Annotated in this window: 18 protein-coding genes and 1 tRNA gene; 13 read left to right on the top strand and 6 right to left on the bottom strand. The window is 44.5% G+C overall.

Annotation, left to right across the window (positions count from 1 at the left end):
• Window positions 1-65: 65 nt before the first annotated feature.
• The 13 genes from AZI87_RS06570 (at window position 66) to AZI87_RS06505 (ending at window position 9408) form a co-directional block, all read left to right on the top strand.
• The gene (locus AZI87_RS06570) at window positions 66-821 is read left to right on the top strand and encodes an ABC transporter ATP-binding protein (protein WP_063205603.1); all 756 of its coding nucleotides are present in this window, start codon (window positions 66-68) and stop codon (window positions 819-821) included.
• Window positions 822-894: 73 nt separating this feature from the next.
• Window positions 895-1290 (top strand): DUF2784 domain-containing protein, encoded by a 396-nt coding sequence (locus AZI87_RS06565; RefSeq protein WP_063205601.1) that lies wholly within the window; start codon window positions 895-897, stop codon window positions 1288-1290.
• 43 nt (window positions 1291-1333) lie between these two features.
• Window positions 1334-2065: an ABC transporter ATP-binding protein gene (locus AZI87_RS06560; RefSeq protein ID WP_063205600.1), complete on the top strand. Its 732-nt coding sequence runs from the start codon at window positions 1334-1336 to the stop codon at window positions 2063-2065.
• Window positions 2062-2841, top strand: coding sequence for an MlaE family ABC transporter permease (locus AZI87_RS06555; protein ID WP_063205598.1), 780 nt, complete (start codon window positions 2062-2064; stop codon window positions 2839-2841). Before AZI87_RS06560 ends, AZI87_RS06555 begins: the two co-directional genes overlap by 4 nt.
• Window positions 2838-3557: an MlaE family ABC transporter permease gene (locus tag AZI87_RS06550; protein WP_063205596.1), complete on the top strand. Its 720-nt coding sequence runs from the start codon at window positions 2838-2840 to the stop codon at window positions 3555-3557. The genes AZI87_RS06555 and AZI87_RS06550 overlap by 4 nt, the downstream gene beginning before the upstream one ends.
• Before the next feature lie 8 nt (window positions 3558-3565).
• Entirely contained in the window at window positions 3566-4342 is a 777-nt protein-coding gene (locus AZI87_RS06545; RefSeq protein ID WP_063205594.1) for an MlaD family protein, read from the top strand.
• A gap of 21 nt (window positions 4343-4363) precedes the next feature.
• Window positions 4364-5197, top strand: a complete 834-nt coding sequence (locus AZI87_RS06540; protein WP_063205592.1) for a hypothetical protein — start codon at window positions 4364-4366, stop codon at window positions 5195-5197.
• A gap of 455 nt (window positions 5198-5652) precedes the next feature.
• A complete protein-coding gene (locus AZI87_RS06530) occupies window positions 5653-6390 on the top strand; it encodes a hypothetical protein (RefSeq protein WP_155722505.1) in 738 nt (245 codons plus the stop codon).
• Window positions 6378-6815 carry a hypothetical protein gene (locus tag AZI87_RS06525; RefSeq protein ID WP_063205588.1) on the top strand — a complete coding sequence of 146 codons (438 nt, stop codon included), beginning with the start codon at window positions 6378-6380 and terminating at the stop codon, window positions 6813-6815. The genes AZI87_RS06530 and AZI87_RS06525 overlap by 13 nt, the downstream gene beginning before the upstream one ends.
• Before the next feature lie 27 nt (window positions 6816-6842).
• Window positions 6843-7055, top strand: coding sequence for a hypothetical protein (locus AZI87_RS06520; protein ID WP_063205586.1), 213 nt, complete (start codon window positions 6843-6845; stop codon window positions 7053-7055).
• A 6-nt stretch (window positions 7056-7061) separates the two neighbouring features.
• A complete protein-coding gene (locus tag AZI87_RS06515) occupies window positions 7062-8108 on the top strand; it encodes a PLP-dependent cysteine synthase family protein (RefSeq protein ID WP_063205584.1) in 1047 nt (348 codons plus the stop codon).
• A gap of 8 nt (window positions 8109-8116) precedes the next feature.
• On the top strand, window positions 8117-9280 hold the full coding sequence (locus tag AZI87_RS06510) for a cystathionine gamma-synthase (RefSeq protein WP_081112144.1): 1164 nt from the start codon (window positions 8117-8119) through the stop codon (window positions 9278-9280).
• A gap of 52 nt (window positions 9281-9332) precedes the next feature.
• A tRNA-Phe gene (locus AZI87_RS06505) sits at window positions 9333-9408 on the top strand.
• 101 nt (window positions 9409-9509) lie between these two features.
• On the opposite strand, the gene AZI87_RS06500 is transcribed toward AZI87_RS06505, so the two are convergent.
• The 6 genes from AZI87_RS06500 to AZI87_RS06475 all read right to left on the bottom strand — a co-directional run bounded on the left by AZI87_RS06500 (window position 9510) and on the right by AZI87_RS06475 (window position 14378).
• Window positions 9510-10604, bottom strand: coding sequence for an alkaline phosphatase D family protein (locus tag AZI87_RS06500; RefSeq protein WP_063205582.1), 1095 nt, complete (start codon window positions 10602-10604; stop codon window positions 9510-9512).
• Between the two features lie 92 nt (window positions 10605-10696).
• A complete protein-coding gene (gene trhA, locus AZI87_RS06495) occupies window positions 10697-11332 on the bottom strand; it encodes a PAQR family membrane homeostasis protein TrhA (RefSeq protein ID WP_063205581.1) in 636 nt (211 codons plus the stop codon).
• Between the two features lie 143 nt (window positions 11333-11475).
• Window positions 11476-12057 carry a DNA-3-methyladenine glycosylase gene (locus AZI87_RS06490; protein ID WP_063205579.1) on the bottom strand — a complete coding sequence of 194 codons (582 nt, stop codon included), beginning with the start codon at window positions 12055-12057 and terminating at the stop codon, window positions 11476-11478.
• Complete coding sequence (pgeF, locus tag AZI87_RS06485; protein WP_063205577.1) at window positions 12054-12752, bottom strand: peptidoglycan editing factor PgeF; 699 nt, start codon at window positions 12750-12752, stop codon at window positions 12054-12056. Before pgeF ends, AZI87_RS06490 begins: the two co-directional genes overlap by 4 nt.
• Entirely contained in the window at window positions 12749-13762 is a 1014-nt protein-coding gene (locus AZI87_RS06480; protein WP_253696522.1) for an RluA family pseudouridine synthase, read from the bottom strand. The genes pgeF and AZI87_RS06480 overlap by 4 nt, the downstream gene beginning before the upstream one ends.
• Entirely contained in the window at window positions 13752-14378 is a 627-nt protein-coding gene (locus tag AZI87_RS06475; RefSeq protein ID WP_063205575.1) for a helix-turn-helix domain-containing protein, read from the bottom strand. Before AZI87_RS06475 ends, AZI87_RS06480 begins: the two co-directional genes overlap by 11 nt.
• Window positions 14379-14382: the final 4 nt, after the last annotated feature.

Below are 14382 nucleotides of genomic sequence, written 5' to 3'. Positions count from 1 at the left end.
AATCGTATTTAGAGACAACACTTACCGCTCGGCGCAGAGGCGCTGGCAGAAGAACTGGACGAAGCATGAGTATGATCCGCCTGCAAGACATCAAGGTCGCGTTCGAAAATCACGTGGTGCTAAAAAGTGTCAGTCTGGATATTGCAGCCGGTGAATGCTTCGTTATTGTGGGCCCCAGCGGGCAGGGGAAAACCACGTTATTAAAAACCATGTCAGGGCTTGTAACCCCTCAGAATGGCAAAGTTTTTATTGAACACAAGGACTGGTTAACGCTAAGCAATAAGGAGAAGCTTCCGCTGCTGAAGCGCATGGGAATTTTGTTTCAAAAGAACGCTCTTTTTGATTCCTTAACTTGCGTGGAAAACATCTGCTTTCCTTTGCGCGAAACAACGAAACTCACGGATTGGGAAATTACAAAGAAAGCAGAGTATTTCTTGGATGCGGTGGGGATTCCGCATGCACGTGATTTGTACCCCGACGAGATCAGTGGCGGGATGCAAAAACGCCTCGGAATTGCTAGAGCGCTCGCTCTAGACCCTGAGATCATTTTCTATGACGACCCAACCGCGGGCTTAGATCCCATCACTTCCAAAAAAATCATCGAACTGATTCTGAAATTAAAAAAAGAAAAAAACTCGACGGTTGTTGCGATCACAAACGACATGAACCGTGCCTATCAAATGGCGGATAGAATTGGCGTGGTGGTGGACCAGGAGCTTCTTATCACTGGAAATCCTGAAGAAACACAAAAGCATTCTGATCCCCGTGTTCATCAGTTTGTCAGAGGCTTGCTGGACGGGCCTTTGACTGCGATGACCTGATTTTCTTTTTCGTAACAATCTGTATTCATTCACTGGATCTTTTGCGTTTTCTGCGAGTGCGTATTCTAAATTCATGAATCAAGAATACAGTGCCGACATCGTTCTTTATTGCCATTTCCTCTATGTTTTAGGTGTTCTTATTCCTATTCCGTTGATCATGATAGGCGGTTGGTTGGACTGGAAATGGGTCAGAAATCTTTGGTTGCGCCGCCTTCATCTGGCAATGATAGGAATTGTCGTCATCGAATCTGTATTTGGAATCGCGTGCCCGCTGACTATATGGGAAGAACATTTACGACAGGGAACGGGAAGTGAAGTGACTTATCCTTCAGGCTTTATCGCCGAATGGATTTCAAAAATACTGTTTCAAGATTTCGAACCATGGGTGTTCATAGTTATGTACTTAGTAGGAGCCGCGGTGATAGCTGGACTTTATTTAAAAGTTCCTCCGCAGAAGCCGCAATACTAATTGCAGGTTGACCCGCTAAGTTTCCGACAACTAACATTGAGTTGTGATCGAATTTAAGAACCTCGTAAAGAGATTTGGAACAAGAACGGTGCTCAACGGATTAAGTCTGAAAATCCGCGAGGGCGAGATCATCTTCATTCTGGGGACATCCGGGACAGGAAAATCGGTTCTATTGAAAAATCTCGTAGGTCTTTTAACTCCCGACGAAGGTGAAATCTGGATCGACGATCAAGAAGTTTCTAAATTTACTGAGGAACAATATCTGCCGATCCGCAAAAAATGCGGAATGGTTTTTCAGCATCCCGCTCTTTTCGACTCTCTGACTGTTTTTGAAAACGTGGCCTTTGGCCTTCGTCGTCACTATAACTTCGACGAAGCGACGATCAAAGAAAAAGTAACCAAAGCTTTACGCCTGGTCAATTTGCAGGGGATTGAGCAAAAAACTCCGGCACAAATTTCTTATGGAATGCAAAAGCGCGTAAGCCTGGCTCGCACGGTGGCACTAGAGCCGCGGATTCTTCTTTTTGATGAACCGACAACGGGACTTGATCCGGTGACAACAACTGCCGTGAATCAACTTATTTTAGACCTTTCTAGAACTTTGAAGACGACATCTTTGGTGGTCAGTCACGATATGAATTGTGCGCTTTCCATTGCCGATAGAATTGTCGTTTTAGATAAAGGACAGATCGTTGCACAAGGTACTCCGGATGAATTAAAAAAATCCGAAATCCCTCTGGTGAAAGACTTTCTGTCAGAGGTCTTAAGCGCATGACCCTCTTCATATCAATTTTAGATGAGGTGGGGGGAGCCCTGCTTTTTCTACAGAAAATTCTAAGATCTCTTTTTTATAAAAAAATTAAAATCCACGAAGTTTTCGAACAGATTTGGAAGGTTACGGCTGACAGTTTTTTCACGACAGCGATGGCCGGCTTTTTTGTTGGCGCCATTATGACAGTGCAGTTTGCTCTGCAAATGAAAGAATTCGGTGCCTTAGGATATTTGGGAGGCCTTGCCACCAGTGGTACCTTCCGTGAAGTGGGACCTTTACTCATCGCTTTCATGTTGAGTGGAAAAGTCGGCGCTTTCACATCAGCGGAATTAGGAACCATGCGGGTGACAGAACAAATTGATGCCGTTCGCTGTTTGGGCGCGGATCCCATGCAAGAGATTATCGCGCCACGGTTTTTAGGTATCATCATCTCTAGTTTCTTCTTACTGGGTGGCGGACTTATCATGTCCGTGTTCGGTGGAATGTTGATGGGGTACGCGTTTGCGGGGGTGAACTTTGAAGAATACCTTCGCCATGTTCCCATGATTGTCAGTCCGGTCTCTATTTTAAGTGGCGTAATTAAATGCGGAGCTTTCGCGCTTGTTTTAGCAACCATCTGTACTTTCAAGGGTTTCACTACGACGGGCGGAGCCAAGGGTGTCGGGCGCGCGGTGGTTGCGACATCCGTGAGCACTATGATTTGCATCGTTGTTGTGGACTGGATGACAAGCTTTTTAGGCGAAGTGATCTTACAAATGATTCGAGGCTACCGCTCATGATTTCTTTAATCGCCGAAACAATGACGGGAGTGTTCAGTCCTCCATTCCGCAGAAAAGAGTTCTTTCAGCAGCTTTATTTCGTAGCGAACAAAAGTTTGATCATCATTCTTTTCTGCGTTTCATTTGCCGCTATTGTGACGATCTTAGAATCGTCATTCCATATGAAGCTGGTTATCCAAAACGACTCGATGGTTCCGGGGTTTGCGGCTTTGCTCATTCTGCGAGAACTTGGCGCCATTCTTACCGCACTTCTTCTGACCTCTCGCGTGGGAGCAGGTTACGCCTCCGAAGTGGGGACGATGCAAATCACAGAGCAAGTCGATGCATTTAAAATGCTCGGTATTGATCCGGTAAATTACCTTGTAGTTCCAAGATTTCTGGCCTGTGTTTTGGGATGCATGATGTTGACGATCATCGCGAATATGACCTGTATTTTCTCTGCCATTATCGTCAGCCAACATTACTTAGGCTACACACCATCGATGTTTCTCACGTCGATGGATCGTTTTGTGCAATTTCAAGATATGGTTTTTGCCGCGATCAAAGGTGCTTGTTTCGGAGGAGTCATTCCCATCGTTGCTTGCTACTTTGGTTTTCGATGTCAACAAGGCGCCGAAGGTGTCGGCAGAGCAACGACGAACACCGTGGTCGTGGCTTCGATTGCAATTATTGTGATTGATTTTATTTTGTCCTATACTTTTAGTTATCTTTATTAGGAGAACGTATGAAGGTTGAAACCAAGGTAGGTTTGCTGGCTCTTGTCTCTGTAGCGCTCATTGTGGTGTTCGCTTACTTTATGGGTTTCATTTCTCCTTTTTCTAACTCTAAAGAACTTAATGTCATGTACAACTATGCTGGTGGAATCGAAGAAGGATCTCCAGTCCGCGTTATGGGTATTAAAGTAGGCAAGGTAAAATCAATTAACTTCGATCCCTCTTTTAAAATGGCTAATGGTGAAGAGGTGAAACTGCGTCTAACAATCACCGTAGATAAAAAAGCCTGGACCAGTGTCCGTAAAGATTCCAAATTTTTCATCAATCTAGCGGGTGTGATCGGGGAAAAGTTTTTAGAAATCTCTCCGGGAAGTGGGGAAGCCGCAGAATTTTCTTCGGGTGACTATGTTCGGGGAGAAGATCCTCCGCGTATCGATCAGTTGATCTCACAAAGCTATGGTTTAGCGGGAAAACTGATTGATCTCGTTGAAAAAAATGAAGGCTCGGTCACCAATATGATTCAGCAGTTGGATAGACTGACGACAAACTTCAACAAAACACTGGTTCTTTTGGATAAAACCACCAAGAATCAAGATGTGGCAAGATTGCTTGATAACGCGGTCAAAATCAGCGATGACATGGCATATTTTACTCACAATATGAGATCTAAGAAAGCGGAAGAAACTTATGACCTTGTTCATAAGCTCCTTTTTAGATTGGAACCATTAGATGGTCCCGCGATTAAAAAGTTCTTTCAGGAAGAAGGCGTAAGAGCCCGTATTTTTTAGATCTCCCTATAAGGAGGTCCTATGTTAAAAGTTTCAGCGTGTTCCTTGGGAGCACTCCTTTTCTTGAGCTTTGTTCAGGCCCATGCGGCCCCTTTGAATCTTGGCTCTGATGCAGCAACTATCAAATCGAAGTCGCGCTCGATCGAAGCGGAATACGCCCGCGACATCCGCATGCAACATCAATCAAATGCATTTGAAGAACGTCCTCAGCAAGGTGCTTTGGTTATTGATCAAGGAAATGTGGAAGAGGAAGAAGCACCTGTAATGGCTTCTCCTACGGTTCATTCTCCTCCGCAGCGTTCTACTTCAAGTGACGTGATCCATTCAATTCCAGGAGCTGCAAACACTTATTACTCAGGCTCTAGCGGTTATTCCTACGACACGACACTAAAGATGCGCGCCGAAAGAAAAGTGGGCGCGGGAGTCGCGGTAGGCGGAACTTTGGGAGTTGCCGGCTTTAACATGGAACTAAATTTTGAAGAAGCCGATGGAGTTGTTGCGGGATTTGGCACAGGACCTGGTTACAACACCTTCCAAGTAGCTTGGAAACACGCTTTTGATGGTGATTTCTTGGCGCCTTACACAACAGTGGGTTATTCGCGCTGGTACAACTCGCGTGGAAGATCCAGCGATTACGAAAACTCTGACATCCTGGACCGTGTTTTGACTGAAAGCGAGAAAAAAACCGGTCGTTTTGGCACGGATTTTGTCAATGCGTCAGCGGGTCTTCAGTACAATCAACTTAATGGTGAATTCGCCGGATTGTCTTTCTTTGGGGAATTGACGGCGATGTGGGAAGTAAAACGTTCGATGATTTTGCCGAACGGTTCAGTCGGTGCCATCTACTATTTCTAGTCCGCGAAATTTAAAAATTTAAAATGTGTTTCTTAGAAAAATCCTGAAGGTGAAAGCTTTCGGGATTTTCTATTTTTGGAATTTATAGAAAATGTCCGTCGACCGGAAATGCGCACCCAGAGCGGGTTTCAGGGTATAAAAAAACCCCAGAGTTTCCTCTGGGGTTTCCGTTAAGAACTAAACTAGTTCCGTAAGAATTACTTCTTAGAAGCTTTTTTAGTAGCTTTCTTTGTAGTTTTCTTAGCGGCTTTCTTAGTAGTTTTTTTAGCTGCTTTTTTTGTAGCTTTTTTTGCTGCTTTCTTTGCCATGTGCTCCTCCTAGGATGCAAACGTTGTTGTTGTTTCTAACATAAAAACTTTTCTTAACTTAAGTCTTCAACAATTAGACCAGCCTCGTCAACAAAAAATTTACCTTGCATATTTTTTGCGAACTTCAAGATCCGGTGGAGGTGCCCTTTGCTCATCATTTTTATGATTTCGCTGATCGGACACGTGCTCGTTCATCGAATTCTTTCGTCGATGGCGCGTGAATTCGCTTTCTCTCAACAACTTGTTCGAACTCTTTCGATCTTGAACCTTGTTGTGATCTGCTTTTTCACCGCAAACATGCCAACCGCACCTTCACTGTGGCTTTTCATCGGCATTCTTTTGATAACTTTAAAGTTTTTTCCGCGAATTTTGCGTTTTTTCCTGATGAAACGAATGCGAAGCGCGCTGATTCCGCTGTTAGATGCGGTGATTTTAGGTCTGCAAACGGGAAAATCTTTCCGCTCATCTTTGTATGCAGCCATCGAAAATCAATCCGGTTGGATGCGCCATCAGCTCATGGAACTCTATCAATCACTGGCGATGTCGGAAAATGTCATCGCCATGAAATCCGCTCTGCTACAGGATTTCCGGGATGAGATTTTAGAAATTGATCGTTCGCAAAGTCGTTGCATCGATCAAGTAAAGGCGCTTCGACGAGAATTAAAAATGCACGAAGATTTTCGACGTAGGTCTGGACAAGTGAGTCAACAATTGAAGATGCAGGCGATAATTGTCACCGCTCTTTATGTCGCACTACTTTTCTTTGTGATCATGCAATTTGGATTCAAAGAGCACCAAAAACTTATCTTAATGTCGTCATTAATCTTTTTAGGCGGACTGATTTGGATTTTTTCGATGGGAAGGAGATTGAAATGGAAGGTTTAGCACCACCATTGGAGTTATTAAGTTCCGTAAAACGCGCTATTGAAAAGGGCCAATCGGTCAAACAGGGTGTTTTGCAGTATATTAAAAAGCATGAAGGCGAATTTCCGCTGATCGTGACGCAATGGCTGGCTCTTTTGCAGCAGGGGCAGGATCCAAAAGCCTGCGTTCAGGCCATTTCCTCCCTTCATCGCCGCACTCTTTTGCAAATTTTAGAAAGAGGACTGCATGGTGAGGCCATACATGGTGTCCTTATCAGGCTGGAAGAAGAACTTATTGAGGCCTGCCACGAGGAAATAACAAATAAAATTGCGCGATTGCCATTTATAATGCTCGTACCCCTCTTAATTTTCCAATTTCCCGCGTTTTTGATGCTCCTTTTTGGACCGCTTTTGCAAAATTTTTTTCACTCTTTAGGAGGGGGGTGATAGAGTGGCCGTGTTGGAGGAAGGCCCATGGCACAATCAGACAAAAAACAGGCTGCTTTAGAAAAATTGGTGGACGAATTGATGAAAGATCAACCGAGCCGTCAACTTGTGAAGCAACTGACGACTGAGCTTGGCATGGACTATTCCGTAGATCCTTTGACTCAAATGAATACAGTTTTGCAGTCGATGAATTCAGTCCTTCTTCGTCCCAACAGAAGAAGAAATGACTTAGAAAGATAGTAAATCATGTCACAAATCTATAATTCGATTTTGGATACTGTCGGCGACACGCCGATAGTGGCTCTTCACAACGTCACAAAGGGTTCAAAGCATAAATTCTTTGCTAAAGTAGAATATTTTAACCCGGGTGGCAGTATTAAGGACCGCGTGGCCGTTGCCATGATCGAAGAGGCTGAAAAGCGCGGCGATTTAAAGCCTGGTGGCACTATTGTCGAAGCAACTTCCGGAAACACGGGCGTAGGCTTGGCTTTGGCGGCCGCGGTTAAAGGTTATAAATGTATTTTCGTGATGCCTGAAAAGATGAGCGAAGAAAAGCGTGCTTTATTGCGTGCTTATGGAGCTCAAGTCGTTATCACTCCGATGGTGGAACCGGAAGATCCACTCAGTCATTATTCTGTCTCAAAAAAGATCGCGGAGCAGACTCCGGGCGCATTTTTAGCGAATCAATTCTTTAATCCGGACAATCCTACTCGTCACTATAGAACGACGGGTCCAGAAATCTGGGAACAGATGGATGGAAAGATTGATATGCTGGTAGGCGGAGCTGGTACCGGCGGGACTCTTTCAGGTTGCGCGAAATTTCTTAAAGAGAAGAAATCTGACGTAAAGGTGATCTGCGCCGATCCGATCGGAAGTATTCTTTACGATCTTTTTTATCATAAAAAGATTGTGGATCCTCCAGGTTCTTACAAAGTGGAAGGTATCGGTGAAGATATGCTTCCAGGAAACGTTCACTTGGATATTTACGATGGTTTTATTCGTGTCAGCGACCCCGAAGCTTTTGATATGACACGTCGTTTGGTGTCGGAAGAAGGCTTGTTGGTTGGACCATCCAGCGCAACAGCTCTTGTGGGCGCATTGAAAGCTTCTGAAAAGCTAGAAAAGCCTTCAAACATCGTCGTGATCTTCCCGGATAGCGGTCGCCAATATCTGAGCAAAGCCTTCAACGACAAATGGATGATTGAAAACGGTTTCCTTAAAGAAGCTGATGTGAAAACTGCATTTAATCGCGTGATCAGTGCTGAAGAGGCATTGAAGAATCTAAAAAAATAGGTGTCGCTATGAAGAAGACAACAGAGAATTTGGGTTTTGCAACTAGAGCTATTCATGCCGGTCAATCACCGGATCCAACAACTGGCGCCATCATGACGCCTGTTTATTTGACCTCGACTTATGTACAAGAATCTCCAGGCGTACATAAAGGATGGGAGTATTCTCGTACTCACAACCCCACTCGTCGCGCTTATGAAAATTGTATGGCAAGCCTTGAAAGCGGTAAGTACGGATTTGCTTTTGCTTCAGGTTGTGCGGCGACAACAACTATTCTGCACATCCTTAAAGGCGGCGATCATGTGATTGCTATGGATGATATGTATGGCGGTACTTTCCGTCTGTTCGACAAAGTCCTTAAGCATGATGGCATCGACTTTTCTTATACGGATTTGACGAAAGTAGAAAATTTCGAAAAGGCGATCAAAGCCACTACGAAAATGGTGTGGTTAGAGACTCCGACAAATCCGACTTTGAAACTTGTCGACATCAAACGCATCTCTGCGATTGCGAAATCTAAAGGTATCATCGTTGCGGTCGATAACACGTTTATGAGCCCGTACTTCCAACGTCCTTTAGAGTTGGGCGCTGACATCGTCGTTCACTCCGCAACGAAGTATATCGGTGGCCACAGTGACGTGGTTGGCGGTATTGCGGTGACCTCTCGTGATGACCTGGCGGAAAAATTAGCTTTCTTAAGCAACGGCATGGGCGCAATCCAAGGACCTTTTGATTCGTTCATGTGCTTAAGAAGTTTGAAAACTTTGCCATTGCGTATGAAGGCCCACCAGGAAAATGCGATGGCGATCGCGAAGTTTTTGGAAAGCCATCCAAAAGTGGACAAAGTCATCTATCCAGGTCTTGAGAGCCATCCTCAACATGCTTTGGCTAAAGAGCAGATGCACGGCTTTGGCGGAATGATAACTTTCTACATCAAGGGAGGCATGGATTCTGCCCGCAAATTCCTTGAAAATGTGAATGTTTTCTCTTTGGCAGAGAGCTTGGGAGGCGTAGAAAGCCTTATCGAGCATCCAGCGATTATGACGCATGCCTCCGTTCCGGCGGAAAACCGCAAGGCTTTAGGGATCGATGATTCGTTGATTCGCCTCTCTGTAGGGGTGGAAGACTTGAACGATCTACTAAACGACTTAAAAAACGCCTTCGATAAAGCCTAGTTGTTGACATCAAAGAGGCCAAAAGATACACATTTGGTCTCTTGATTTCCGTGGCTTGGTAGCTCAGTTGGTAGAGCAGAGGACTGAAAATCCTTGTGTCGGCGGTTCAATTCCGTCTCAAGCCACCATTTTTCTTTCGAATCTTCAATCCCGCTTCTTCAGCGGGATTTTTTTTGCCTAAAAGGTACCTGCTTCCCATCGTTGGGAAAAGGAACCAGGTTCTTTCTAGTTAAATATTGATACGAAGGTCTTTAGCGAGCTTGTTATTGCGGTCGAAGATTTTTAGGTAAAGTGTCTGACGTTTCCAATCCCATTCCAACATTCCAAAATTTTCGGAAGCAACGGGCTCACCGATGTAATGACGATCTTTTTCTGCATTCATGACTGACTCATTGAAAGGCCCGACAGTTAAATCATAAAGAGGACCGTAGTTTTCCATATCGACTTTACCTAAAGCACCGAAGTTGCGGTTGCCGCTGACGACAACGACTTTTTTGGCTCCGGCATTGCGAATCGTATCAAAAAGTTTTTGGCGATCGTGAGGATAAAGTCCCCAGCGCTCTCCTTCATCGGTGTTTGCGGCAAGTTGAAGGGATGAAACAATCACTTTGAAGTCGGAATCTTTTCTAAGCTCGTTCGCTAACCAACTCCATTGTTGCGCACCCAACAAACTTGCGGATTTAGACCAATTCTTTTTGAACTTTCCATCAGAACCGTTTTCGGTCCAAGGTGTTGCATAGTAACGAGTGTCGAGCACGATGATTTGCACACGTTTTCCAGCAGGGCCTAAGATGATAGAGTGTTCTACACCTTTTGCAGATTTTGGTTGAAGCTTCGGAATGTAATTCCAGTACTTAAGAAAAGCATCACGGCTTTCGTTCTTACTTTGAAAAGAAGAGTCTCCATGCCGTAGTCCGAAATCAAGCTCATCCCACGTTGCAATGAATGGAATGCTTTGACGGATTTTGCGGTAATCTTCGCTTTCATCTAATTTTTTGTATTGGGAAAGCAAAGGTTTTTCGAAAGCTTTCGTAGAATGAACGGTGTTTCCTGTTGCGATGACCAAATCGGGTTTGTGAGACGCAATGGAGTTCCAAAAACTTTGATCAGCAGATTGATCAATACCTGAAACCAAGGCAACTCTTTGAACGTTCTTCACTGAAGCAGGGTTTTGCACGATATCAGTCTGATAGTTTGCTTCTGCTTGCATTCTTAGAAGCTTCAAATTCATCGATTCTGGAGCCTGACTTTTTTCTGCACAGGAAAGATTTAAAAGCAGCAAAGAACCAATAATGGAAACAGCGAAGAAATATCTCAGTTGCATCGTCGTACCCTTCCAGACATGTACCTGAATTCAGTTGTATGATTAAATTGTATGGAATACGAAGGAACTGTCACTTATTAAAGACAAAAGGGCTAGGTCAGATAGATTAATACGCAGAGATATTGAAAGGCCGTTCCAGCCATCACACACAGATGCCACATGCCGTGACCGTGCTTGATTTTGGTGTCGTTGAAAAAGAAATAAACTCCGATAGCATAAGAAATAAAACCCGCCATGATCATCGCAAAACCCATTGGAGGAATTGCGTCCATCAATTGTTTTAATGCAGGTAAAACGGTGACACTCATGATCCCATAGAGTGCGAAAGAAAAATTGCGATTCTTCGATGTTGCAACGAGTTCCCACATAATTCCGAGCACGGCTAATGCCCACACGACACCTAGAACAATCCAGCCGGTGTTTCCACGCAGTGCTAAAATGGCGTAGGGAGTGTAGTTGCCAGCGATCTTCAGGTAAATGCCGATGTAATCAAGCTTGCGATAGAAGTTTTTCTTTTGTCCTTGGGATCCGTGATACATCGTGGAAATGCAGTAAAGACCTACGGTTGTAAAGGCATACACAGAAAAAGAAAACAGTCGCCACGTATCTTGTTTTGAAGCCGCAAGTCCGATTAAAAGAACAGAACCAAGAAGCGCAAGAAAAGCACCTAGAGCGTGCGAAAAAGTATTGAAACGTTCCCCATCCTGAACTTGCGGTAAGACCTTCATGCTTACAATGTTAGCACTGTTCTAAAATGAGGACCAAAGAAAACTTTGTTTTCGGCTCGCACTTATCACTACGCTTTCAAACATTGGTCCTGCTATTTGCTTCGAATTGAGAAAACAAGCAGGCGACGAGTGTCGTTCTGAATTTAGGGACGTGAAATAAAAAGATTATCTTTAAGATAAAAGCGAAGAGGCCACTGCGCTGCTTCTCCTGCATAGTCGACGCCGATTCGGGGGCGAGCAATGATTTGCTTTGGTTTAACGACATGATCGTCTTCACTAACAAAAAGGGGAGACGTGTTTTTCCAGAGCTTTAATCCGTCGTGTTCTTTATTAATTTGATAATGCTTACAGAGTTTTCCTGGGCCATTTGTTTTAATATCTTTCTTTTTAACATGTGTGTCGGCATTCAATGGCTGAACGCCGCGAATCAAAACCGCTTCGGGAAACTCTTCGGTGCGAGTCACAAAGTTGAGGCAATAGTACATTCCATAGATCATGTAAACGTAGCTATGTCCTCCATCCAGATACATTGATTTTGTACGGGGAGTTCTTCGATCTCCAAAGGTGTGACAGGCTGGATCTTTAATTCCTAAGTAAGCTTCGACTTCCACTATGCGTGCTTTAAATTCTTCTTTGCCTTTTTTCACATGCAAGATTTTTCCTAACAGAGCTTTGGCTACCGTCGAGGTGTCTTCCATATAAAAATCTTGCGGCAGGATTTTCATGATGTACGGCAAATGAAACTGATTTGTCTTCCGGACTTATCTTTATCGCGACGATACGAGTGAAATCTAGAGTCCGTCACCGTATCAATGTGTAAAAGGAATACGTTGTCGGCGGCGACACCCTCTTGCTGAAGCTGTGTTCGAACGACCTGATTTAAATCTACAAGTGCTTTGTTATCGGGAAGAGTCTCGAAATACAGAGCTCGTTCTTCAGTACTTAAAGGACCCAAGCTGGTGAGGATCTGATCGCGCACATCTATACCGACTTCAAAGCTGGATTTCTGAATATGGGGTCCGACCACAACATGAAGATTCTGAGGTCTTGCTCCAGCGGCGACTAGTTTTTCAATTGTTTTAGGAATGATACGCGAAGCAACTCCGCGCCAGCCCGCATGTATACCTGCGATCAAATTCGTCGTTGGATCATAGATCAAGGCAGGAACACAATCGGCCGTAATCACACAAAGTGCCAAGTTTTTTTCGCGAGTGAAGTGAGCATCCGCGATCGTCTGATAGTCAAGATGGGCATCTTTGCTTTCCACAACAGCGTCGCTGTGGATTTGTTTTACGCGCATGAATGAATAATCAGGGTAAGCGGCTTTAAGTTGTGTGAGTTGGGCGTTAATGCCACCTAGAAAAACCGTGAAATGCGGGGTGCGCATTTCATATCCAAGTTCGGTTTGTTCTAGATTCATCTCAGTCCCCATTTTTTTATTAAAGTTAAAATGTCTTCCGGCCAGTCTTGCTGAAAGAACATTCTTTCCTGCGTGCGGGGATGAGTGAATCCCAACTCTGCAGCGTGCAGCAAAAATCTATTCAATCCACGGATCGACTCTTGAGTCTCTCGGGCTTCGATGTTCTTCGTTTTTTTATCCGCACCGTAAAGCACATCACCCGCAATCGGTAGGCCATTTTCTGAAAGATGCACGCGGATTTGGTGTGTTCTTCCAGTTTCTAGTTTTAGTTTTAGATAACTGAGGCCACTTTTGCGATTTAAAACTTCGTAATGCGTGACGGCCCACTTTCCGAGCGAAGGAGGGTCGTCTTTATCTACGTAAGGTCTTCTTTCATCATCCAATACCGATGCATATCGTTTTCGATCTGTTGGATGACGGGCTAAGAAGCTCTTGATTGTTCCGGATGACAAAGTTCTCGCTGTTCCGATTGCGACTGCATAGTAAATGCGATGGGTGCTGCGTTCTTTGAATTGAGCAGTCAAAGACTCGTGCGCTTTATCGTTTTTCGCGATAACGATCACCCCGCTGGTTTCTTTATCAAGGCGATGTACGATCCCCGGGCGTTCTTCGCCAAACTTCATAGATAAATCTTCAGTATGAGCAATTAATGCATTCACCAAAGTATCATGTGCATGCCCCGCCGCTGGATGCACCACAAGGCCAGCGGGCTTGTTGATGACGATGAGATCATCGTCTTCAAAAAGGATATCTAATTTAAGATCATAAGGCTGAAGCTCAGTAGGGACGGGCTCGGGCAAAGTGATTTCAATCTGATCGCCTTCTTTTACGGAAACGGAAGCTTTGGCGATCTTTCCATTAAGCAAGACGGCTGAAGCATCAATCAAGTGCGATGCCCGTGAACGTGTGCCGACATCCTCGATAAGCGCCAATGCCTTATCCAGGCGCAGCCCATGCATGTCCGAAGTCGCGGTGACATTGATTTTTTGCAAAGTGGATTTACTTTCCAAGACCGTTCTTGAAGTTCTTCATGTACGAGTCGGCGACTTTTTTATCGTCCAAACCCAAGGCTTTAGCGATTTGAACTACGTAACCACGAACGAACACGACGGCTGGAAGACCCGATGGATCCATACTTTCTACAGCGGTAACGTAGTAAGAATTGATCTTTGTGATCTCGCTCATGCGTTGTACAGAGATCTGTTTGTACTCACGAACTTTTTGTAAGAAAGCTCCGTCCCAGTTTTCTTTTGCAGCGATCTCTTTTTCAAAAGCGTCGTCTTTTTTGAAAGTCGGAATAGGCTTTTCAACTTTTTGCTCTGGGAAGACTTGTTTACTCGCCTCAATGATAGAAGCGTAAGTCAGATCGTTCAATGAAGCGCGACCGCTAAGCAAGCGTTGATCATAGATATTTCTAAGAATCTTATTTCCAAGAACTTGGTAGGCTTCCTCGATCAGAACCAAAAGCTCGCGAGCTTCTTGTTCAGAAAAGATGGTGTAGATCGCAGGATTTTCGCCGGAATACGTTGTGCGCGCGCGTTCATAGGCAGCACTCACCTCGTGTTGAGGTGCATTTGCTGTCAGTTCAAGAATCTCGTAGTAGTTGTACCGTGACGTCGCTTGCATCGTA

This window comes from Bdellovibrio bacteriovorus (genome assembly GCF_001592745.1).
GTDB lineage: Bacteria > Bdellovibrionota > Bdellovibrionia > Bdellovibrionales > Bdellovibrionaceae > Bdellovibrio > Bdellovibrio bacteriovorus_B.
This window is presented reverse-complemented; position numbering and strand designations above follow the sequence as displayed.

Bases quoted from the DNA above. Each gene is read 5' to 3' on its own strand.
- AZI87_RS06520 (WP_063205586.1), top strand. From the start codon at position 6,843: ATGGCACAATCAGACAAAAAACAGGCTGCTTTAGAAAAATTGGTGGAC.
- AZI87_RS06565 (WP_063205601.1), top strand. From the start codon at position 895: ATGAATCAAGAATACAGTGCCGACATCGTTCTTTATTGCCATTTCCTC.
- trhA (WP_063205581.1), bottom strand. From the start codon at position 11,332: ATGAAGGTCTTACCGCAAGTTCAGGATGGGGAACGTTTCAATACTTTT.
- AZI87_RS06550 (WP_063205596.1), top strand. From the start codon at position 2,838: ATGATTTCTTTAATCGCCGAAACAATGACGGGAGTGTTCAGTCCTCCA.
- AZI87_RS06540 (WP_063205592.1), top strand. From the start codon at position 4,364: ATGTTAAAAGTTTCAGCGTGTTCCTTGGGAGCACTCCTTTTCTTGAGC.
- AZI87_RS06555 (WP_063205598.1), top strand. From the start codon at position 2,062: ATGACCCTCTTCATATCAATTTTAGATGAGGTGGGGGGAGCCCTGCTT.
- AZI87_RS06545 (WP_063205594.1), top strand. From the start codon at position 3,566: ATGAAGGTTGAAACCAAGGTAGGTTTGCTGGCTCTTGTCTCTGTAGCG.
- AZI87_RS06570 (WP_063205603.1), top strand. From the start codon at position 66: ATGAGTATGATCCGCCTGCAAGACATCAAGGTCGCGTTCGAAAATCAC.
- AZI87_RS06525 (WP_063205588.1), top strand. From the start codon at position 6,378: ATGGAAGGTTTAGCACCACCATTGGAGTTATTAAGTTCCGTAAAACGC.
- pgeF (WP_063205577.1), bottom strand. From the start codon at position 12,752: ATGAATCTAGAACAAACCGAACTTGGATATGAAATGCGCACCCCGCAT.
- AZI87_RS06475 (WP_063205575.1), bottom strand. From the start codon at position 14,378: ATGCAAGCGACGTCACGGTACAACTACTACGAGATTCTTGAACTGACA.
- AZI87_RS06490 (WP_063205579.1), bottom strand. From the start codon at position 12,057: ATGAAAATCCTGCCGCAAGATTTTTATATGGAAGACACCTCGACGGTA.
- AZI87_RS06515 (WP_063205584.1), top strand. From the start codon at position 7,062: ATGTCACAAATCTATAATTCGATTTTGGATACTGTCGGCGACACGCCG.
- AZI87_RS06510 (WP_081112144.1), top strand. From the start codon at position 8,117: ATGAAGAAGACAACAGAGAATTTGGGTTTTGCAACTAGAGCTATTCAT.
- AZI87_RS06500 (WP_063205582.1), bottom strand. From the start codon at position 10,604: ATGCAACTGAGATATTTCTTCGCTGTTTCCATTATTGGTTCTTTGCTG.